General features: G+C 60.3%; 13 protein-coding genes. 4 read left to right on the top strand and 9 right to left on the bottom strand.

The annotated features are described in order from the left end of the window. Positions 1-31 precede the first annotated feature (31 nt). From AC3I0A_RS12595 to AC3I0A_RS12555, 9 genes are all read right to left on the bottom strand, one after another. Positions 32-2,047 (bottom strand): ribonucleoside triphosphate reductase, encoded by a 2,016-nt coding sequence (locus tag AC3I0A_RS12595; protein ID WP_489378136.1) that lies wholly within the window; start codon positions 2,045-2,047, stop codon positions 32-34. Between the two features lie 322 nt (positions 2,048-2,369). Further along, positions 2,370-3,362, bottom strand: coding sequence for a GTP 3',8-cyclase MoaA (moaA, locus tag AC3I0A_RS12590; RefSeq protein WP_489378135.1), 993 nt, complete (start codon positions 3,360-3,362; stop codon positions 2,370-2,372). Positions 3,363-3,386: 24 nt separating this feature from the next. Next, positions 3,387-4,358: a peptidylprolyl isomerase gene (locus AC3I0A_RS12585; RefSeq protein ID WP_489378134.1), complete on the bottom strand. Its 972-nt coding sequence runs from the start codon at positions 4,356-4,358 to the stop codon at positions 3,387-3,389. A 10-nt stretch (positions 4,359-4,368) separates the two neighbouring features. Next, complete coding sequence (narI, locus tag AC3I0A_RS12580) at positions 4,369-5,049, bottom strand: respiratory nitrate reductase subunit gamma (protein ID WP_489378132.1); 681 nt, start codon at positions 5,047-5,049, stop codon at positions 4,369-4,371. After that, a complete protein-coding gene (gene narJ / locus AC3I0A_RS12575; RefSeq protein WP_489378131.1) occupies positions 5,042-5,797 on the bottom strand; it encodes a nitrate reductase molybdenum cofactor assembly chaperone in 756 nt (251 codons plus the stop codon). The genes narI and narJ overlap by 8 nt, the downstream gene beginning before the upstream one ends. Before the next feature lie 2 nt (positions 5,798-5,799). Beyond that, positions 5,800-7,338 carry a nitrate reductase subunit beta gene (gene narH, locus AC3I0A_RS12570; protein WP_489378130.1) on the bottom strand — a complete coding sequence of 513 codons (1,539 nt, stop codon included), beginning with the start codon at positions 7,336-7,338 and terminating at the stop codon, positions 5,800-5,802. A 1-nt stretch (position 7,339) separates the two neighbouring features. Further along, complete coding sequence (locus tag AC3I0A_RS12565; RefSeq protein ID WP_489378129.1) at positions 7,340-11,113, bottom strand: nitrate reductase subunit alpha; 3,774 nt, start codon at positions 11,111-11,113, stop codon at positions 7,340-7,342. 69 nt (positions 11,114-11,182) lie between these two features. Further along, positions 11,183-12,580: a NarK family nitrate/nitrite MFS transporter gene (locus AC3I0A_RS12560; RefSeq protein WP_489378128.1), complete on the bottom strand. Its 1,398-nt coding sequence runs from the start codon at positions 12,578-12,580 to the stop codon at positions 11,183-11,185. Then, positions 12,558-13,862, bottom strand: a complete 1,305-nt coding sequence (locus AC3I0A_RS12555; protein ID WP_489378127.1) for an MFS transporter — start codon at positions 13,860-13,862, stop codon at positions 12,558-12,560. Before AC3I0A_RS12555 ends, AC3I0A_RS12560 begins: the two co-directional genes overlap by 23 nt. A gap of 314 nt (positions 13,863-14,176) precedes the next feature. Here AC3I0A_RS12555 and AC3I0A_RS12550 point away from each other — a divergent pair, with 314 nt between their 5' ends. The 4 genes from AC3I0A_RS12550 (at position 14,177) to AC3I0A_RS12535 (ending at position 17,882) form a co-directional block, all read left to right on the top strand. Continuing rightward, entirely contained in the window at positions 14,177-15,979 is a 1,803-nt protein-coding gene (locus AC3I0A_RS12550; protein ID WP_489378125.1) for a HAMP domain-containing protein, read from the top strand. Beyond that, complete coding sequence (gene narL, locus AC3I0A_RS12545) at positions 15,976-16,623, top strand: two-component system response regulator NarL (RefSeq protein WP_489378124.1); 648 nt, start codon at positions 15,976-15,978, stop codon at positions 16,621-16,623. Before AC3I0A_RS12550 ends, narL begins: the two co-directional genes overlap by 4 nt. A gap of 86 nt (positions 16,624-16,709) precedes the next feature. Continuing rightward, positions 16,710-17,387, top strand: coding sequence for a Crp/Fnr family transcriptional regulator (locus AC3I0A_RS12540; protein WP_489378123.1), 678 nt, complete (start codon positions 16,710-16,712; stop codon positions 17,385-17,387). Positions 17,388-17,471: 84 nt separating this feature from the next. Beyond that, a complete protein-coding gene (locus tag AC3I0A_RS12535) occupies positions 17,472-17,882 on the top strand; it encodes a putative zinc-binding protein (protein ID WP_489378122.1) in 411 nt (136 codons plus the stop codon). The last annotated feature ends 202 nt before the right edge of the window (positions 17,883-18,084 follow it).

Below are 18,084 nucleotides of genomic sequence, written 5' to 3'. Positions count from 1 at the left end.
GTGAAGTTCCTTGGGGTTGAGTGAATCGAAATCAATGAACAGTGCCTAGGTTCTGCTCGCGCAGCAGAAGTACCTCATCGCACTTGGGGCAGAATTCATGCTCGCCATCGAGGTAGCCGTGTACCGGGCAGATGGAGAAGGTCGGGGTTACGGTCAGGTAAGGCAGACGGAAACGTCCGAGGGCCTTGCGCACCAGTTGCTTGCAGGCTTGGGTCGAGGAAATCCGCTCGGCCATATACAGATGCAGCACCGTGCCGCCGGTGTATTTGCATTGCAGTTCGTCCTGAAGCTCCAGGGCCTCGAAGGGATCGTCGGTGTAGCCCACCGGCAGTTGCGAAGAGTTGGTGTAATACGGCGCCTCGACGCTACCGGCCTGGAGAATGTCCGGGTAACGCTTGCGGTCTTCCTTGGCGAAGCGGTAGGTGGTGCCTTCGGCCGGAGTCGCTTCGAGGTTGTACATGTGGCCGGTTTCCTCCTGGAATCGCAGCAAGGTGGCGCGCACATGGTCCAGCAGATTCAGGGCGAACTGCCGCCCCTGCTCGGTGTGCATACCCTGCTCGTCGCCGGTGAAGTTGCGCAGCATTTCATGCAGACCGTTGAGGCCGATGGTGGAAAAATGATTGCGCAAGGTGCCCAGGTAACGCTTGGTATAGGGGTACAAACCGGCGTCCATGTGATGCTGGATCACCTTGCGCTTGACCTCCAGGCTCTCCATCGCCAGTTCCATCAGGCTGTCCAGACGCTGCAGCAAACCACTGGTATCGCCCTTGAACACATAGCCCAGACGCGCACAGTTGATGGTGACCACCCCCAGCGAGCCGGTCTGTTCCGCCGAGCCGAACAAGCCGCCCCCGCGTTTGAGCAACTCGCGCACATCCAGCTGCAAACGACAGCACATCGAGCGCACCTGATTGGGCTGCAGATCCGAATTGAGGAAGTTCTGGAAATACGGCAGGCCGTAACGCGCGGTCATCTCGAACAGCCGGTCGGCGTTTTCACTGTCCCATGGAAAGTCATGGGTGATGTTGTAGGTCGGTATCGGAAAAGTGAACACCCGCCCTTTCGCATCGCCGGCCTGCATCACCTCGATATAGGCGCGGTTCAGCAGGTCCATTTCGACCTGCAGGTCGCCATAGGCAAACGGCATTTCCTCACCGCCAATGACGGGAATCTGCTCACGCAAATCCTGGGGGCAGACCCAGTCGAAGGTCAGGTTGGTAAAGGGCGTCTGAGTGCCCCAGCGTGAAGGCACGTTGAGGTTGTAGATGAACTCCTGGATCGCCTGGCGCACGTCCTGATAGCTCAGCTTGTCCTGGCGCACATAGGGCGCCAGATAGGTATCGAACGAGCTGAACGCCTGGGCGCCGGCCCATTCGTTTTGCAGGGTGCCGAGAAAATTCACCATCTGCCCCAGGGCGCTGCTCAGGTGTTTCGGCGGGCCGGCTTCGACGCGCCCGGGCACGCCATTGAGCCCCTCGTGCAACAGGGTGCGCAGCGACCAGCCGGCACAGTAGCCGGCGAGCATATCCAGATCGTGCACATGCAAATCCGCCTCGCGGTGAGCCTGGCCGATCGCTTCGCTGTAGACCTCGTCCAGCCAATAGTTGGCGGTGACCTTGCCCGACACGTTGAGCACCAATCCGCCCAAGGAGTAACCCTGATTGGCGTTGGCTTGCACGCGCCAGTCTTCACGGTCCAGATACTCGTTCATCGAGGTCGCCACCTCGACCATGGTCCGGCGGTCGCGACGCAAACGCCCGTGCTGTTCGCGGTAGACGATATAAGCGCGCATGGCGAAGAAGAAACCGGCGTCCATCAACACCCGTTCGACCCGATCCTGGATCTGCTCGACATGCAGTCGCGCCTGCCCTTCCAGCCGGGCCAGTACCGCTTCGAGCAACCCCTCGACCTCGGGCTCGGCGTACTCGCCGGTGGCCTTGCCGGCGGCGATCAACGCCTGACGGATCTTGTCGGCATCGAAGGCGACCAGACTGCCATCGCGTTTGTGCAAGCGGTTACATCCCACTGTGATCAGTGTGCTCTGCATTCGGCCTCCAAACACTACATATAGATGTTTTAAATTTTAAAAACACAACATGCGGTGAAGGCTACGGACAAAGCACTGATCTGCAATTGATCGGCGTCAAGAATTGGCGGCAAAAAAAACCGCCCGAAGGCGGCGAAAGGGAAACCATTGAAAACCGGGGATCAAGCCTTGACACCATCTAATGTGGGAGCAGCCGGTCGACGCTCGATTGCTCGCGAAGAGGCCATCACATTCAACATCAATGTTGTCTGATAGACCGCTATCGCGAGCAAGCTCGCTCCCACATTAGTTTTCCTGTGTTTTACAAACCGCATAGGTCAGCTTAACCGCCACTCATGTTCATAAACCGCACAATCTGCACCTCGCCTTCCGGGTTGAAATCATGGCGCAACGGCTTGCCACGCAAAGCCTTCTGCACCGCGTTAATCACCGGCTGGTCATCCAGCGGATAACGCCGCAGCAATCCGCGCAAATCCAGCGAGTCCTCCTGCCCCAGACAGAGCAGCAACCGCCCTTCAACCGTCATCCGCACCCGGTTGCAGCTGCCGCAGAAGTTGTGACTGTTGGGTGAAATGAAACCGATTCGGGTATCCGGATGACGTTCCAGCCGCACATAACGCGCAGGTCCGCCGCTGCTTTCGGTACTGTCGAGCAGCCCATGACGACTGGCGATCAGTGCGCGCACCTCGTCGCTGGAACAAAACGACTCGCCCCGCGAACGCCCGACATCGCCCAAGGGCATTTCTTCAATAAAGCTGATATCAATCCGTTGCTCGATGGCGTACTGCACCAACGCCGGGACTTCATCGAAGTTGCGCCCTTTCATCACCACGCAGTTGAGCTTGATCCGCTCAAAACCCGCACCGCGCGCCGCTTCGATGCCGCTTAGCACCTGATCGAGATCGCCGTTGCGGGTGATGGCGCGAAACTTCTGCCCGTCCAGGCTATCGAGGCTGATGTTCATCCGCTTGACCCCGGCCTCCGCCAACGGCCGGGCCAGACGGCCCAGCTGCGAGCCGTTGCTGGTCATCACCAGTTCGCGCAGACCGGGCAAGGCGGCAATGTTGCGGCACAGCCCGACAATACCGGGGCGAATCAGCGGCTCACCGCCGGTCAGGCGGATTTTGCGCACCCCCAGGCCGACGAACAACGTTGCCAACCGCTGCAATTCTTCAAGCGTAAGAACCTGCTGACGTGGCAGAAAGGTCATGTTTTTCGCCATGCAATACACACAGCGAAAATCACAACGATCGGTCACCGACATCCGCAGATAATCGATCTGCCGCCCAAAACCATCCTGCATCACAGCGCTCATCACATCTCCCGGTTTGCCAAGTGGTCACTGCACCAGCGGTGAGTCGGCACCCTGCAAGTGGATACCGCGAATATCCGCCGCACCGATCAGGGTTTGCAGGTATTGCACCAGGGCTTTTTGCCAGACGCCCTGCTGCAACTGCGTGCGGATCGCCGTCGACACCACTTCATAGGGCAGCGGCATGCCTTCGATCCGTTGATCGACACTGACCACATGCCAGCCGTAACGACTCTCCAGCGGTTTACTGGCCAGCCCCGGCGCCAGAGTGAACAGCTGACGCTCCAGTTCGGGCACGGTCTGACCCTTGCTGATCTGCCCCAGGGAACCGCCCTGAGCCTTCGACGGACAGGCCGAATAGTTCAGCGCCAGTTCGGCGAAGCTGCCGGGGAAATCCGCCAGCCGCTGCAGCAGCACTTCGGCCTGATCGTGCGCCAGGCCGCGGGCCTCGGCATCGTCCGGGGCACATTCGAGCAGGATGTGCCGCACCGCCAGCAACGGCGCGCTGTGGAAGCGCCCGCGATTGCTTTCGTAGTAACGAAGGCTGGTCGCCTCATCACACTGGGGCACCTGCACCTCACGTTCGAGCAACAACCGGGTGGCCGCTTCCTCTTCGTTCTCGCCGGCGCCGATCTGCAACGACAGGTCGAGTTCGGCGATTCGCTGCTGCAACAACTCGCGAATCACCAACGCCTTGGCGGCCAGATAGACTGCCTCCTCGCGGCTTTCGGCCGGGTGATATTGCAGTTCCTGGGCCAGAGCCTCAGGAGTGATAGAGACCTCGTTGACGCTGATGATCGGCCATTCCTGTTCGCTGCTGGCGATCAACTGCGCCGGGGCGCCATCGGCAGCTGCCGGTTCAACCGGGAGTGCTTCAAACTGCAGCTCCCCGGCCGGCGCGATGTCGACGATGTCGGGCGCCGAAGACTCCGCCTGTTTTGAAGAACCGCAGCCACCGCTGCCCCCTTTACCGCCACCACATCCACATCCACCTGACATGATTGTCTCCTCAGATTTTCTGCCGAACGATTTGATAACGCCGTCCCAGGTACCAGATCGGTGCACTGACCATGTGTACAAGACGGGTGAAGGGGAACAGCACGAACAGGGTCAAGCCGAGAAACACATGCAGCTTGTAGATCAAGCCGACCGGCGCGATGGCCGCCGCTGCTTCCATCGGGCGCAACAGCACGGTGTTCTGCGCCCAATCGGCGAGCATCACCATCACCGAGCCGTCCATATGCGCGGTGGACGCCACAATGGTCAGCAGCCCGAGCACCAGCTGCCCCAGCAGTACCAGCAGAATCAGAATGTCCGAAACGCTGGAGGTGGCGCGAACCCGTGGATCGGTCAGCCGCCGATTGACCAGCATCAGCAGGCCGATCAGGCACAACAGGCCGAAAAACCCGCCGGAGACCATCGCCAGCAACTGTTTGTTCTCGGTGCTGATCACATGGTGGTAGACCGACGCCGGGGTCAGCAGGCCGACGAAGTGCCCGGCCAGCACGAACAACACACCTATGTGGAAGAAGTTGCTCGCCACGCGCATCCCACGCTGGTTGAGCATCTGGCTGGAGCCGGCCTTCCAGGTGTACTGCGAGAGATCGAAGCGTGCCCAGCTGCCAATCAGGCAAATGGCCAGGGCGACGTAGGGATAGATCCCGAATAACAACAGATTCCATTTAGACATTGCCGACCTCCTTGGCTGGCACGGCGGCCAGCCCTTCATGCTGAAAATCCACCCAGTGCAACGGCACCGCACTTTCCTCGCGGGCCTTGCCCGGTGCGCTTGGCAGTCCACTGCAACGGTCCTGCTGTTCGGCCTGGAGAAAGTCCACGGCCTCCTCTTCCCAGATCTTGTCGAGGGCTTCGAGGGAGTCGTCGCGCGGTTCCGCTGCGACCTGTGCCCTAAGGTCAGCCACCGCTTGATGGGGCTCGGCCCCGGCAATTTGCAGCAGCGCCCGGAAGCAGCTGGCGTAAGCGCTTTCGCGCTCCTCCAGACGTGCCGCCAGCAAGGCCAACAGGTGCGAAACATCGGCCAGGCCCTCGCGAGCCTCGAGGTCTTCGCGGGTGGACAGGAACTCCAGGTACAGCGGGATATAGTCCGGCAGCTCCTTGACGCCGATGGCAAAACCGGCGGCTTCGTATTGCGCCATCATGTCGACCATGGCCTGACCACGGTCGCGGGATTCGCCGTGGACATGCTCGAACAACAGCAGCGACAGCGAGCGCCCCCGACCGAACAGCGCACCGTAGTGCTCCTGCCCATCCATCAGGTCATTGGCGCAGATCAGCTCGAGCAATTCGAACAACGCGCCGCGCTGCTTGGGGCTGATTTCCCGGGACTGGATAATCGCCTGCTCCAGTTCGTCACGGCCGGCGATCAAGGTCTCGGTCGGATAGTCGAGCAGCAGCGAAATCACTTTGAGAATTTGCATGCTCATTCCTCCCACAACTGGACGGTTTTCAGGATGTCGCGGCGGTTGGCTTTCTTGGCGCCGAACATGTTGGTGTCGGAGCTGCCGCTACAGCCGCTGCCGAAACTGAAACCGCAGCCCGAGCGTTCGGCGAACGCATCGCTCATGGCGTCTTCACGGTGGGCACTGGGCACCACAAAACGGTCTTCGTAGTTGGCGATTGCCAGGTAGCGATACATCTCCTCGACCTGAGCCACGCTGAGCCCGACATCCTTGAGCACTTGCAGGTCCTGGACGCCATCGACTTGCTCGGAACGTTTGTAGGCACGCATCGCCAGCAAGCGTTTGAGTGCGCGTTTGACCGGTTTCTCATCGCCCGCGGTCAGCAGGTTGGCCAGGTAACGCAGTGGGATACGCAGGCTGTCAACATCCGGGATCACCCCGTTCATGCCCACGGTGCCAGCGGTCGCAGCGTTCTGGATCGGTGACAGCGGCGGTACGTACCAGACCATCGGCAAGGTGCGGTATTCCGGGTGCAATGGCAGTGCCAGCTTCCAGTCCACGGCCATCTTGTAGACCGGCGAACGCTGTGCGGAATCGATCACCGACTGCGGCACACCGTCGGCCAGGGCCTGACGAATCACCGCCGGGTCGTTCGGATCGAGGAAGATCTCCAGTTGCTTCTCGTACAGATCCTGCTCATTGGCAGTGCTCGCCACTTCGCTGATGCGGTCGGCGTCATACAGCAGCACACCGAGGTAGCGAATACGCCCGACACAGGTTTCGGCGCAAACGGTCGGCATCCCGGCTTCGATACGCGGGTAGCAGAAGATGCACTTCTCGGATTTGCCGCTTTTCCAGTTGAAGTAGATTTTCTTGTACGGACAGCCGCTGATGCACATCCGCCAGCCGCGGCATTTCTCCTGGTCGATCAGGACAATCCCGTCTTCTTCGCGCTTGTAGATCGCCCCGCTCGGGCAGGCTGCTGCGCAAGTCGGATTGAGGCAGTGCTCGCACAGACGCGGCAAATACATCATGAAAGTGTTTTCGTATTCGCCGTAAATGTCCGCCTGGATCTTGTCGAAGTTCTTGTCCTTACGGCGCTTGGCGAATTCGGTGCCGAGGATTTCCTCCCAGTTCGGGCCCCACTCGATTTTTTCCATGCGCTTGCCGGAGATCAGCGAGCGCGGCCGCGCGGTGGGCTGGTGCTCGCCCAACGGTGCGGTATGCAGGTGCTGGTAGTCGAAGTCGAACGGCTCGTAGTAATCGTCGAGGCTCGGCAGATCCGGGTTGGCGAAAATATTCGCCAACACGCGGAATTTACCGCCGATCCGCGGGTTGATCGTGCCGTTGGCATTGCGGATCCAGCCGCCCTTCCACTTGTCCTGGTTTTCCCATTCTTTCGGGTAACCGATCCCGGGTTTCGACTCGACGTTATTGAACCAGGCGTATTCCATGCCTTCGCGGCTGGTCCAGACGTTCTTGCAGGTGATCGAGCAGGTGTGGCAACCGATGCACTTGTCCAGGTTCAGAACCATGCCGATCTGTGAGCGAATCTTCATCTCAGTTCTCCTCAATATCAGTCGGCAGGGGACGCGGCAGATCATCGCCACTGGAACCATCAAGCCAGTCGACTTTGGCCATCTTGCGCACCACGACGAATTCATCGCGGTTGCAACCGACCGTGCCGTAATAGTTGAAACCGTAGGCTTGCTGCGCATAGCCGCCGATCATGTGGGTCGGCTTGAGCACTACGCGGGTGACCGAGTTGTGATGGCCGCCACGGGTCTTGGTGGTTTCCGAGCCGGGCACGTTCACGATCCGTTCCTGGGCGTGGTACATCATCACCATGCCGTCCTTGACTCGCTGGCTGACCACCGCCCGGGCGGTCAACGCGCCGTTGACGTTGAAGCACTCGATCCAGTCGTTGTCTTCGATGCCGGCGCGTTTCGCGTCGTTCTCCGAGAGCCAGACAATCGGCCCGCCACGGCTGAGGGTGAGCATCAGCAGGTTGTCGCTGTAGGTGCTGTGGATGCCCCACTTCTGGTGCGGGGTGATCCAGTTCAGGACGATTTCGATCTCGCCGTTGCTGCGCTTGCCTTTCACCCCTTCGATGGTGCGGGTGTTGACCGGTGGCCGATAACTCATCAGCTGCTCGCCGAACGCCTGCATCCACGGGTGATCCTGGTAAAACTGCTGGCGACCGGTGATGGTGCGCCATGGGATCCCTTCATGGACGTTGGTGTAGCCGGCGTTGTAGCTGACGTGATCGTCTTCGAGCCCCGACCAGGTCGGGCTGGAAATGATCTTGCGCGGCTGTGCCTGGATGTCGCGGAAGCGAATTGCCTCGTGGGCCTTGGACAGTGCCAGGTGGCTGTGATCGATCCCGGTGAATTCCGACAGTGCAGCCCAGGCCTTGACCGCCACCTGGCCGTTGGTTTCCGGCGCCAGGGACAGAATCACTTCAGCGGCATCGATCGCCGTGTCGATTTTCGGCCGCCCGTGGCTGATACCGGCGGTGCCTTCTTTGTGATTGAGCTCACCGAGGAATTTCACTTCGTCGTCGGTGTTCCAGTTGATGCCCTTGCCACCGTTGCCGTGTTTTTCCAGTAATGGCCCAAGGGAGGAGAACTGCTTGTAGATATTCGGGTAGTCACGCTCCACCACGTGCAGGTTCGGCGCGTTCTTGCCCGGCTCCGGTGCCACGCCGGCGCTTTTCCAGTCGGTGCCGCCGAATGGCTGCGCCAGTTCGCCGACGCTGTCGTGCATCAGCGGGATGGTCACCAGATCCTTTTCAACCCCCAGATGCCCGACCGCCATGCTGGAAAAGGCCTTGGCGATGCCTTTGTAGATTTCCCAGTCCGAACGGGATTCCCAGGCCGGATCGATGGCCGCCGACAATGGGTGAATGAACGGGTGCATGTCCGAGGTGTTCATGTCGTCTTTCTCGTACCAGGTTGCGGTCGGCAACACGATGTCCGAGTAGACGCAGGTCGAAGACATGCGGAAGTCCAGCGTGGTGACCAGATCGAGCTTGCCGATGGCACCTTCGTCCACCCACTCGGCTTCTTCCGGTTTGCAATCGCCGACCTGGCCGATGTCTTCGTTCATCACCCCGTTTTTGGTGCCGAGCAGGTACTTGAGCATGTACTCGTGGCCCTTGCCCGAAGAACCGAGCAGGTTGGAACGCCAGATGAACATGTTGCGCGGGAAGTTCACCGGGCTGTCCGGCTGTTCGCAGGAGAAGCGCAGGGAGCCGTCCTGCAACGACTTGACCACGTAGTCTTTAGGGTCCATGCCGGCAGCGGCGGCATCGCGGCAAATATGCAGCGGGTTGGTGTTGAGTTGCGGTGCGCTGGGCAACCAGCCGGCGCGTTCGGCGCGGATGTTGTAGTCCAGGGCATGCTCGGGGAACTGACTTTTGTCGGCCAGTGGCGAGAGCACGTCGTGCATGCTCATTTTCTCGTGGCGCCATTGCGAGCTGTGGGCGTAGAAGAAGCTGGTGCCGTTCATTTGCCGCGGCGGACGATTCCAGTCCAGGCCGAATGCCAGTGGCAGCCAGCCGCATTGCGGACGGAGTTTTTCCTGACCGACATAGTGCGCCCAACCGCCACCGGTCTGGCCGACACAACCGCAGAGCATGAGCATGTTGATCAGCCCGCGGTAGTTCATGTCCATGTGGTACCAGTGATTCATCGCCGCGCCGACGATGATCATCGAGCGACCCTTGGTCTTGTCGGCGTTGTCGGCGAACTCACGGGCGATCTGGATGGCTTTCTCACGGCTCACGCCAGTGATCTGCTCCTGCCAGGCCGGGGTGCCAGGCACGCTGGCATCGTCGTAATCCTTGGCGACGTTCGCACCGCCCAACCCGCGATCAATGGCCAGGTTGGCCGCCGACAGGTCGAACACAGTGGCGACTTTCGCCACGCTGCCGTCCGCCAGAACCACGTTGTGTACCGGCACGCGGCGGTATTGCACGGCATCGCCGGCCACGTGCTGGAAGTGCTCGTGGGACTCGCCGGCAAAATACGGGAACGCCACTTCGGCGACGTCATCACCGATCAGGCTCAGCTTCAGATCGATCTCACGCCCTTCGCCGCCTTCACGGGGGAGGATGTTCCACTTGCCCTTCTCGCCCCAGCGATAACCGATGGAGCCCTGAGGTGAAACCAGCTCACCGCTGACATCCAGGGCGATGGTTTTCCATTCCGGATTGTTCTCCTGGCCGAGGTTGTCGGTCAGGTCCGAGGCGCGCAGGAAGCGATCCGGCTGGTAACCGGCGCCCGGTGCTACGTCGACCATTTGCTTGAGCAGCACCAGCACCGGCAAATCGGTGAAACGCTTGGCATAATCGGTGAAATAGGCGCTCGGTTTGTCCAGGTGGAACTCTTTGAAGATTACATGGTTGAACGCCTGGGCCAGCGCCGCATCGGTGCCCTGCTTGGGGTTGAGCCACAGATCGGTGAGCTTGGCCACTTCCGAGTAGTCCGGAGTAATGGCGACGGTCTTGGTGCCTTTGTAACGGACTTCGGTAAAAAAGTGCGCGTCCGGGGTACGGGTCTGCGGAACGTTGGAACCCCAGGCAATGATGTAGTTGGAGTTGTACCAGTCGGCCGACTCCGGCACGTCGGTTTGCTCGCCCCAGACCATCGGCGAGGCCGGTGGCAAGTCGCAGTACCAATCATAAAAACTCAGGCACGCGCCGCCGATCAGCGACAGGTAACGCGAACCCGCGGCATAGCTGACCATCGACATCGCCGGAATCGGCGAGAAGCCGACGATCCGGTCGGGGCCGTATTGCTTGATGGTGTAGACGTTGGAAGCGGCGATGATCTCGTTGACTTCCTCCCAGTTGGAACGAATGAAGCCACCCATGCCGCGTTTGCTTTTATAGGACTCGGCCTTGACCTTGTCCTCGACGATGCTGGCCCAGGCTTCCACCGGTGCCATGGTCTGCCGCGCGTCGCGCCAGAGTTTGAGCAACGGCTTGCGGATTTTCGGGTACTTGAGCCGGTTGGCGCTGTAGATGTACCAGCTGTAACTGGCGCCACGCGGGCAACCACGGGGCTCATGGTTAGGCAGATCGTTACGGGTGCGCGGGTAGTCGGTCTGCTGGGTTTCCCAGGTGATCAGACCGTTCTTGACGTAGATTTTCCAGGAACAGGATCCGGTGCAGTTCACCCCGTGGGTGGAACGCACGATCTTGTCGTACTGCCAGCGGGAACGGTAAACGTTCTCCCAATCGCGGGACTCTTTGCGGGTCTCTCCGTGACCGTCGGAAAACTCGTTTTGCTTGCGGTTGAAAAACCGCAGTTGATCCAGTAAATGACTCACGGTGTAGTCCTCTCAGGCTTTGTCGCGGAGTCTGTGCCCCGCCCACGCAATAATTGAATTCGGGTCGGCTTAGCAGGGCGTCGCGGCGCCTTTGCGCGCGTACCACCACCAGGTCACCACGATGCAGCTCAGGTAAAAGCCGACGAACATGTAGAAGGCCATCTCCGGGCCGCCGGTCTGGGCCATCGAAGTGCCGAAGGATTTGGGAATGAAGAACGCACCGAAGGCGCCCATGGCCGAACTGAAGCCCAGGACCGCGGCTGACTCTTTGCCGGCATTCTTCAGCGCTTGTTCACGCACGGCGGGCGGTTTTCCGGCCGAGGCTTTTTCGTGCTGGGTGCGGAAGATCACCGGGATCATGCGGAAGGTGGAGCCGTTGCCGATGCCAGTGGTAATAAACAGCAGCATGAACATGCCGAGATAGCCGTAGAAGTTGCCGGGCTCACCGTTCTGCGGCAGGAAGTGCATGACGCCGAAGACCATCACGATCATCGCCACGAAGTTCCACAAGGTCACCTTTGCGCCGCCGAGCTTGTCCGCCAGCCAGCCGCCCAATGGGCGTACCAGCGCACCGACCAACGGGCCGAGGAAGGCGAATTTCAACGCGATGACGTCAGGGAAAGAGGTTTTGATCAGCAGCGGAAACGCGGCGGAGAAACCGATGAACGAACCGAAGGTCGCCAGGTACAACCAGCACATCAGCCAGTTGTGTTTGCGTTTGAAGATGACGGCCTGCTCGCTGAAGGAAGCGCGGGCACTGGACAAGTCATTCATGCCGAACCAGGCCAGCACCGTCACCAGGACAATGAACGGCACCCAGATGAAGCCGGCGTTCTGCAACCACAACTGACCGCCGTCCGGCAGTGCTTGCGGCGAGCCACCCATGAAGCCGAACACACCGAAGGTAATCACCAGCGGTACACAGAACTGCATCACCGAGACGCCCAGGTTACCCAGCCCGGCGTTGAGGCCAAGGGCCGTGCCCTGCTGCGACTTGGGATAGAAGAAGCTGATGTTGGACATGCTCGAGGCAAAGTTGCCGCCACCAAAACCGCAGAGCAAGGCAATCAACACGAACACGCTGTAGGAAGTGCTCGGGTCCTGCACGGCGAAGCCCATCCAGATCGATGGCAACAGCAGTGACGCGGTGCTCAGGGCAGTCCAGCGGCGGCCGCCGAAGATTGGCACCATGAACGAATAGAAGACCCGCAACGTCGCCCCGGACAGCCCCGGCAACGCCGCCAGCCAGAACAGCTGGTCGGTGGTGAAGGTGAAACCGATGGCGTTCAAGCGCACGATCACCGTGCTCCAGACCATCCACACCGCAAAGGCCAGCAGCAGCGCAGGAATGGAAATCCACAGGTTGCGCGTGGCGGTCTTTTTGCCGCTACGCCCCCAGAAGGCTGGGTCCTCGGGGCGCCAGTCATGAATGACCGGGCCTTTGTCAGGCTTTTGCAGAACGGACATGTTCTTCTCCTTGGGCAATGCTGGAAAACGGGGGAACGGTCACCGGCAGCGCTGTACCAAACACCGGGCTCTTGCGTATTTCGCTGAAGTACATCCAGGTGAGGGAGACCCAGACCACGCCGTACATCAACATGAAGCAGGAGGAGCGCACGCCGGTCAGGTCCACCAGCGCACCAAACAGAATCGGCAAGACGAAACCGCCCAAACCACCGGCCAGCCCGACAATGCCGGACACCGCGCCCATGTTTTGCGGGTAGTCATTGGCGATGTATTTGAAAACCGAGGCCTTGCCGAAGGCGAAGGCGATGCCCATGACGAACAGCAGCACCGTGAACAGCGTGGCGTTCAGGCCGATATGAAAATTCAGCGGGCCGTTGATGGTCTGCACTTGCAGTTGGGTCTGGGGATACGAGAGCAGGAACAGACAGATCCAGCTGACCCACAGCACCCACCAGGTCACGCTCTGGGCGCCCCAGCGATCCGACATCCAGCCGCCAACGGCGCGCAGCACGCCGCCGGGCAGGGAAAAGCAGGCCGCCAGCAGCGCCGCGCTTTGCAGGTTGAAACCGTATTCCTGCACGTAGTACTTGGTCATCCACAGCGCAAGGCCGACGTAGCCACCAAAGACGATCGAGTAGTACTGGCAGTAGCGCCATACCGCAGGATCCTTCAGTGCCCTCAATTGCTCACGCAAGCTGGCGCCGGTGGCACTGCGATGCCCCTTGTTTTCTGTGGTCAAGAACCAGAACAGCAGCGCGGTGATGAACAGGATCGCGCTGAAGACTTTCGGCACCAGCTGCCAGCTGCCGGCGGCGATCAGCGCCGGGGCAAGGAATTTGGTCACCGCCGCGCCGGCGTTACCGGCACCGAAGATGCCCATGGCGAAGCCCTGGTTCTGCTTGTCGAACCATTTGGCGACGTAGGCAATCCCCACTGAAAACGAGCCGCCGGCCAGGCCGACGAACAAGCCCAGTACCAGGAACTGCCAGTAGGCGGTGGCGTGGCTGATCAGGTACAGCGGCGCCACGCAGGTCAGCATCAGCAGGAAGAACACGCTGCGCCCGCCGAAGCGGTCGGTCAGCAGACCTAGTGGCAAACGCGCCAGCGAGCCGGTCAACACCGGCGTGGCGGCCAGCAGGCCGAATTGGGTTTCGTTGAGCTGGAGAAGCTCCTTGATCGGCACGCCGAGCACGGCAAACATCATCCAGACCATAAAGCACATGGTGAAGGCCAGCGTACTCATACCCAGCACAAGGCCTTGTTGTACACGCGGTTGGGTCACAACGCTCTCCAGTCAGTTAGCCATGGCCGCAGACTAGAGAGGCGAACCCCGCAGAAACTTGATCCATGTCAACGAAGCCCATGGCGGTATAGGCCTATGCTTGCGCTGTCTACCTCTAAGGAGGTAGTTCGAAAAACAGAACAAAGCCTTTATTTATCAATGTATTAACTTCGTCTGCCGACGCTTTTACCGACAGGGAACGGCCGACAACTCTTTAGAGGTAGTGCGCCCGGAACGGGCTGCAAAATCCTCGGCAGTCACCCTCTGGAGCTCCACATGCCCGGTTTCCTCAGCTTTTCCGCGGATCGTCGCTGATGATGCGCTGGCTGCGCAGTTCCCTGCCCGCGCGCGCCGGGCTGGCGGTGATCCTGATCGCCATCCTGGCCCTCGCCAGCTCCCTGAGTGCCGGGCTGATCGCCTGGTTCAGCCAGGGCGACGCGGCGGCCATCAACACCGCCGGTTCCGTGCGCATGGAGACCTATCACCTGAGCTGGAAACTGGCCTCCGGTGCCAGCGGCGAAGAAATCGCCACCATCACCCATAGCCTGCAACAGCGCCTGGACAGCCAGTCACTCAAGGCGGTGCTGGAAGATGGCCCGGCTACTTCCCTGCAAAGCAGCTACCAACACATCCAGCAACGCTGGAACGACAATTTGCGCCCGGCGCTGGAGCGCGGCGACGGGTTGTTTTTTCAGGCTAATGCTCTGCCGTTCGTTGAACAGCTGAACCAGTTCGTCAGCCTGTTGCAGCAACAAAGCGAACACAAACAAGGCTGGCAGCAGGCGATCCAGGGCATGGCCCTGTTCACCACCATGATCATTCTGCTGATCGGTCTGTACGAGTTGCAGAACGGCGTGGTCACGCCCCTGCAAGAGTTGGTGGACGCCACCCAGCGCTTCCGTGGAGGCGATTTCAAAGTGCGGGTCAATCATCAGTCACAAGATGAGCTGGGCCAGTTGGCCATGAGTTTCAACGCCATGGCCGAGGCGATCGAAGAGTCGCACCGCACCCTGGAGAGTCAGGTCCAGCAAAAGACCCTGAACCTGCAACAAGCCAATGCCGCCCTGGAACTGCTGTATCAAAGCAGCCAAAGCCTGGCCACCCGCCTGGCCAATGCCGAAGGGCTGGATCAATTGATCCGGCGCTTCCAGCAACGCTTGCCGGGCTTGCGGCTGTCGCTGTGCCTGCGCGGCGCGGTGCAGGCGCCCGCCTCGCACATGCTCGCCCTGCATGGCGAAAACGACCGTGAGGTCTGTGCCAGCAGTGAATGCGCCACCTGCCAGAAACACACTAAAGCCAGTCCGAAAACCTTCAGCATCAGCAACCAGGGCAACGAGCTGGGTGAGCTCAAGGCGTATTTTGACGACGGGCATCGGGCACAGAATTGGGAAGCCCAACTGATCCAGGCGCTGGCCAACCTGATCGGCACCTCGCTTTCACTCAAACGCCAGCGCGAACAGGATCATCGCCTGCTGCTGCTCGATGAACGCACCATCATCGCCCGCGAGCTGCACGACTCACTGGCCCAGGCGCTGTCGTACATGAAGCTGCAAGTCAGCCGCATGCAGACCCTGATGCGCCGTGGCGAACCGGTGGAAACCCTGGAAACCGTCACCGCCGAACTGCGCGAGGGGCTGAACAATGCCTACCGCCAGTTACGCGAACTGCTGACCACCTTTCGCTTGCAGATTCACGACGCGGGGCTGGTGCAGGAACTCAAGGACACGGCGCAAGAGTTCTCCCGCCGGGGGGACTTCCAGGTGCACCTGCACGCCGACACGCTGGCCTTTCAGCTGTCGGCCAGCGAGCAAATCCACATTCTGCAAATCACCCGCGAGGCGCTCTCCAACTGCTTGCGCCACGCCCATGCGCAAAACGCCTGGCTGCAACTGCGTCAGGACGGCGAAACCGTCAGGCTCATCGTCGAAGACGACGGTCGGGGCTTCAGCGGCCAGACCGACCAACGTGAACACCACGGCCTGACCATCATGGATGAACGCGCCCGCAGCTTGCGCGGCCAACTGCAGATATTTTCCCGAGCGCCGCAAGGCACCCTCGTCCAACTGGAATTCCAACCGGAGTTTCTCGGGCAGCACACAGAAGGTAGCGTTTCATGAACCCTCCCCTGCAACACCGAATCCTGCTGGTAGACGATCATCCGATGATGCGTCACGGCATCCGGCAAATGCTCGAACTGGAAGATGATTTCGACATCGTCGGCGAAGCCGGCAACGGCGAAGAAGCCCTTAGCCTCATCGAACCGCTGCAACCGGATCTGGTGTTGCTCGATAACAACATGCCGCTGATGAATGGCATCGAAACCCTGCGCCGGTTACGGGCGATGCACTACAGCGGGAAGGTGCTGCTGTTCACCGTGTCGGATGCCGAAGACGATATTCGCGATGCGCTGCGTCTGGATGCCGACGGCTATCTGCTCAAGGACATGGAACCCGAGCTGTTGATCCAGTACATCCATGATGCGCTGAACGGCGAACTGGTGATCAGCCCCGGCCTGACCCAGGTCATGGCCCAAGCGCTGCGCTCACCGCCACGCCAGGCCGTGGTGGAACTGACCGAGCGCGAACGCCAGGTGCTGAAAACCATCGCCAGCGGCTTTAGCAACAAGGTCATCGGGCACAAGCTGGGCATCACCGAAGGTACGGTCAAGGTTCACGTCAAGAACCTGCTGCACAAACTCGGTTTGCGCTCGCGGGTAGAAGCGGCCGTGTGGGCCATGGAGCATCTGCGCAGTGCGGGCTGACGGGCATCCCTCCTTGGAGGTAGACCTGTCGAGGCATAGGCCAGGCGGTCCGCGGTCTCTACTATGAGCGTCAGCGGAGGTACGCCATGCTGACCCACCCTTCAATCGTTTTAATCTTGCGCCGTCATCACCTGTTCAGCCAATTGCCGGAAAAGGTCTTCCAGGACGTCTGCTCCCTGGCCAATCTCAAACGCCTGAGCTGTCACACCACACTCATGCACCAAGGCGATCCGGCCAAGCGGTTTTTTCTGTTGGTCAGCGGTCAGATCAAACTGCACCGGGTCACGGGTGAAGGTCAGGAAAACCTGGTGGAGATCATCCACGCCGGGCAAACCTTCGCCGAAGCCTTGCTGTTCAGCCAGGCCCGCCTCTACCCGGTGAGTGCCACGGCATTGAAGGACAGCGTGCTGGTCAGTATCGAAGGCGCTCACTACCGCACCGCCCTGGAGGACCAGCCGAAGGTCTGCCTGGCGATCCTCGCAAGCATGAGCATTCACCTGCATCAACGCCTCAAGGATATCGACACCCTGACCCTCGCCAACGCCAGCCGCCGGGTGATCAATTTCCTGTTCCAGGAACGCGACCCGGTCAATGGCCAGATCGTCTTGCAGGTCTCCAAGCGCCTGGTGGCCTCGAAACTGGGTATTCAGCCGGAGACCTTCTCGCGCATTCTGCATCGCCTGGTCGAGAGCGGCCTGATCGCCATGGAACGGCGCAATATCCGCATCCTCGCTGAAGAGGAGCTGGCTGCTTACCAGCAGTAGCGGGCTTGCGGCAGCCTTGACCATGGTCAAGGCGCAATGCAGCCAGCCTTGCACACTGACAGGGTCCACCTGTGGAGAACCCTCATGCCCGATTCAAGCCTGCCTTTGGTCTACTCCTGCTCCGGTTGCTCGAACGTCGCACAGCTGGCCAACACCCTGGCCTTGCGCCTGGATCGCAGCGGCCTGGCCGAAATGTCCTGCATCGTCGGGGTCGGCGGGCATGTGGCTGCACTGGTCAACAAAGCGCGCTCGGGACGGCGAATCCTCGCGCTGGACGGCTGCCCGCTGCAATGCGTCGAAGGCTGCCTGAACCAGCACGGCCTGCACGCCGATGTGCACCTGATTCTGAGCCAGCATGGACTGCGCAAGCGTTATGGTGAGGATTGCACCGAGGAGCAGAGTGATGAGTTGTTTGAGGAGGTTAAACGGTTGATTGCCAGTGATGGCCTACAGGAAAAAAACCGGATGATCGAAGCCTCGGAGACGATGGCTTGAGGGGCAACGAAAATCGAATGTGGGAGCGAGCTTGCTCGCGATGATGGCGGCACATTCAACATTGATGTCGACTGTTCTACTTCTATCGCGAGCAGGCTCGCTCCCACAGTTGATATGGGTACAACCGCGGGAAATAGGCCGGCTGTCAGGCCGCCTCGCTTTGGTTTTTGATCTGGCTTTTGATCTACCCGCCCCTTCGGCA

This window comes from Pseudomonas sp. KH_024_B2, assembly GCF_057839965.1.
This window is presented reverse-complemented; position numbering and strand designations above follow the sequence as displayed.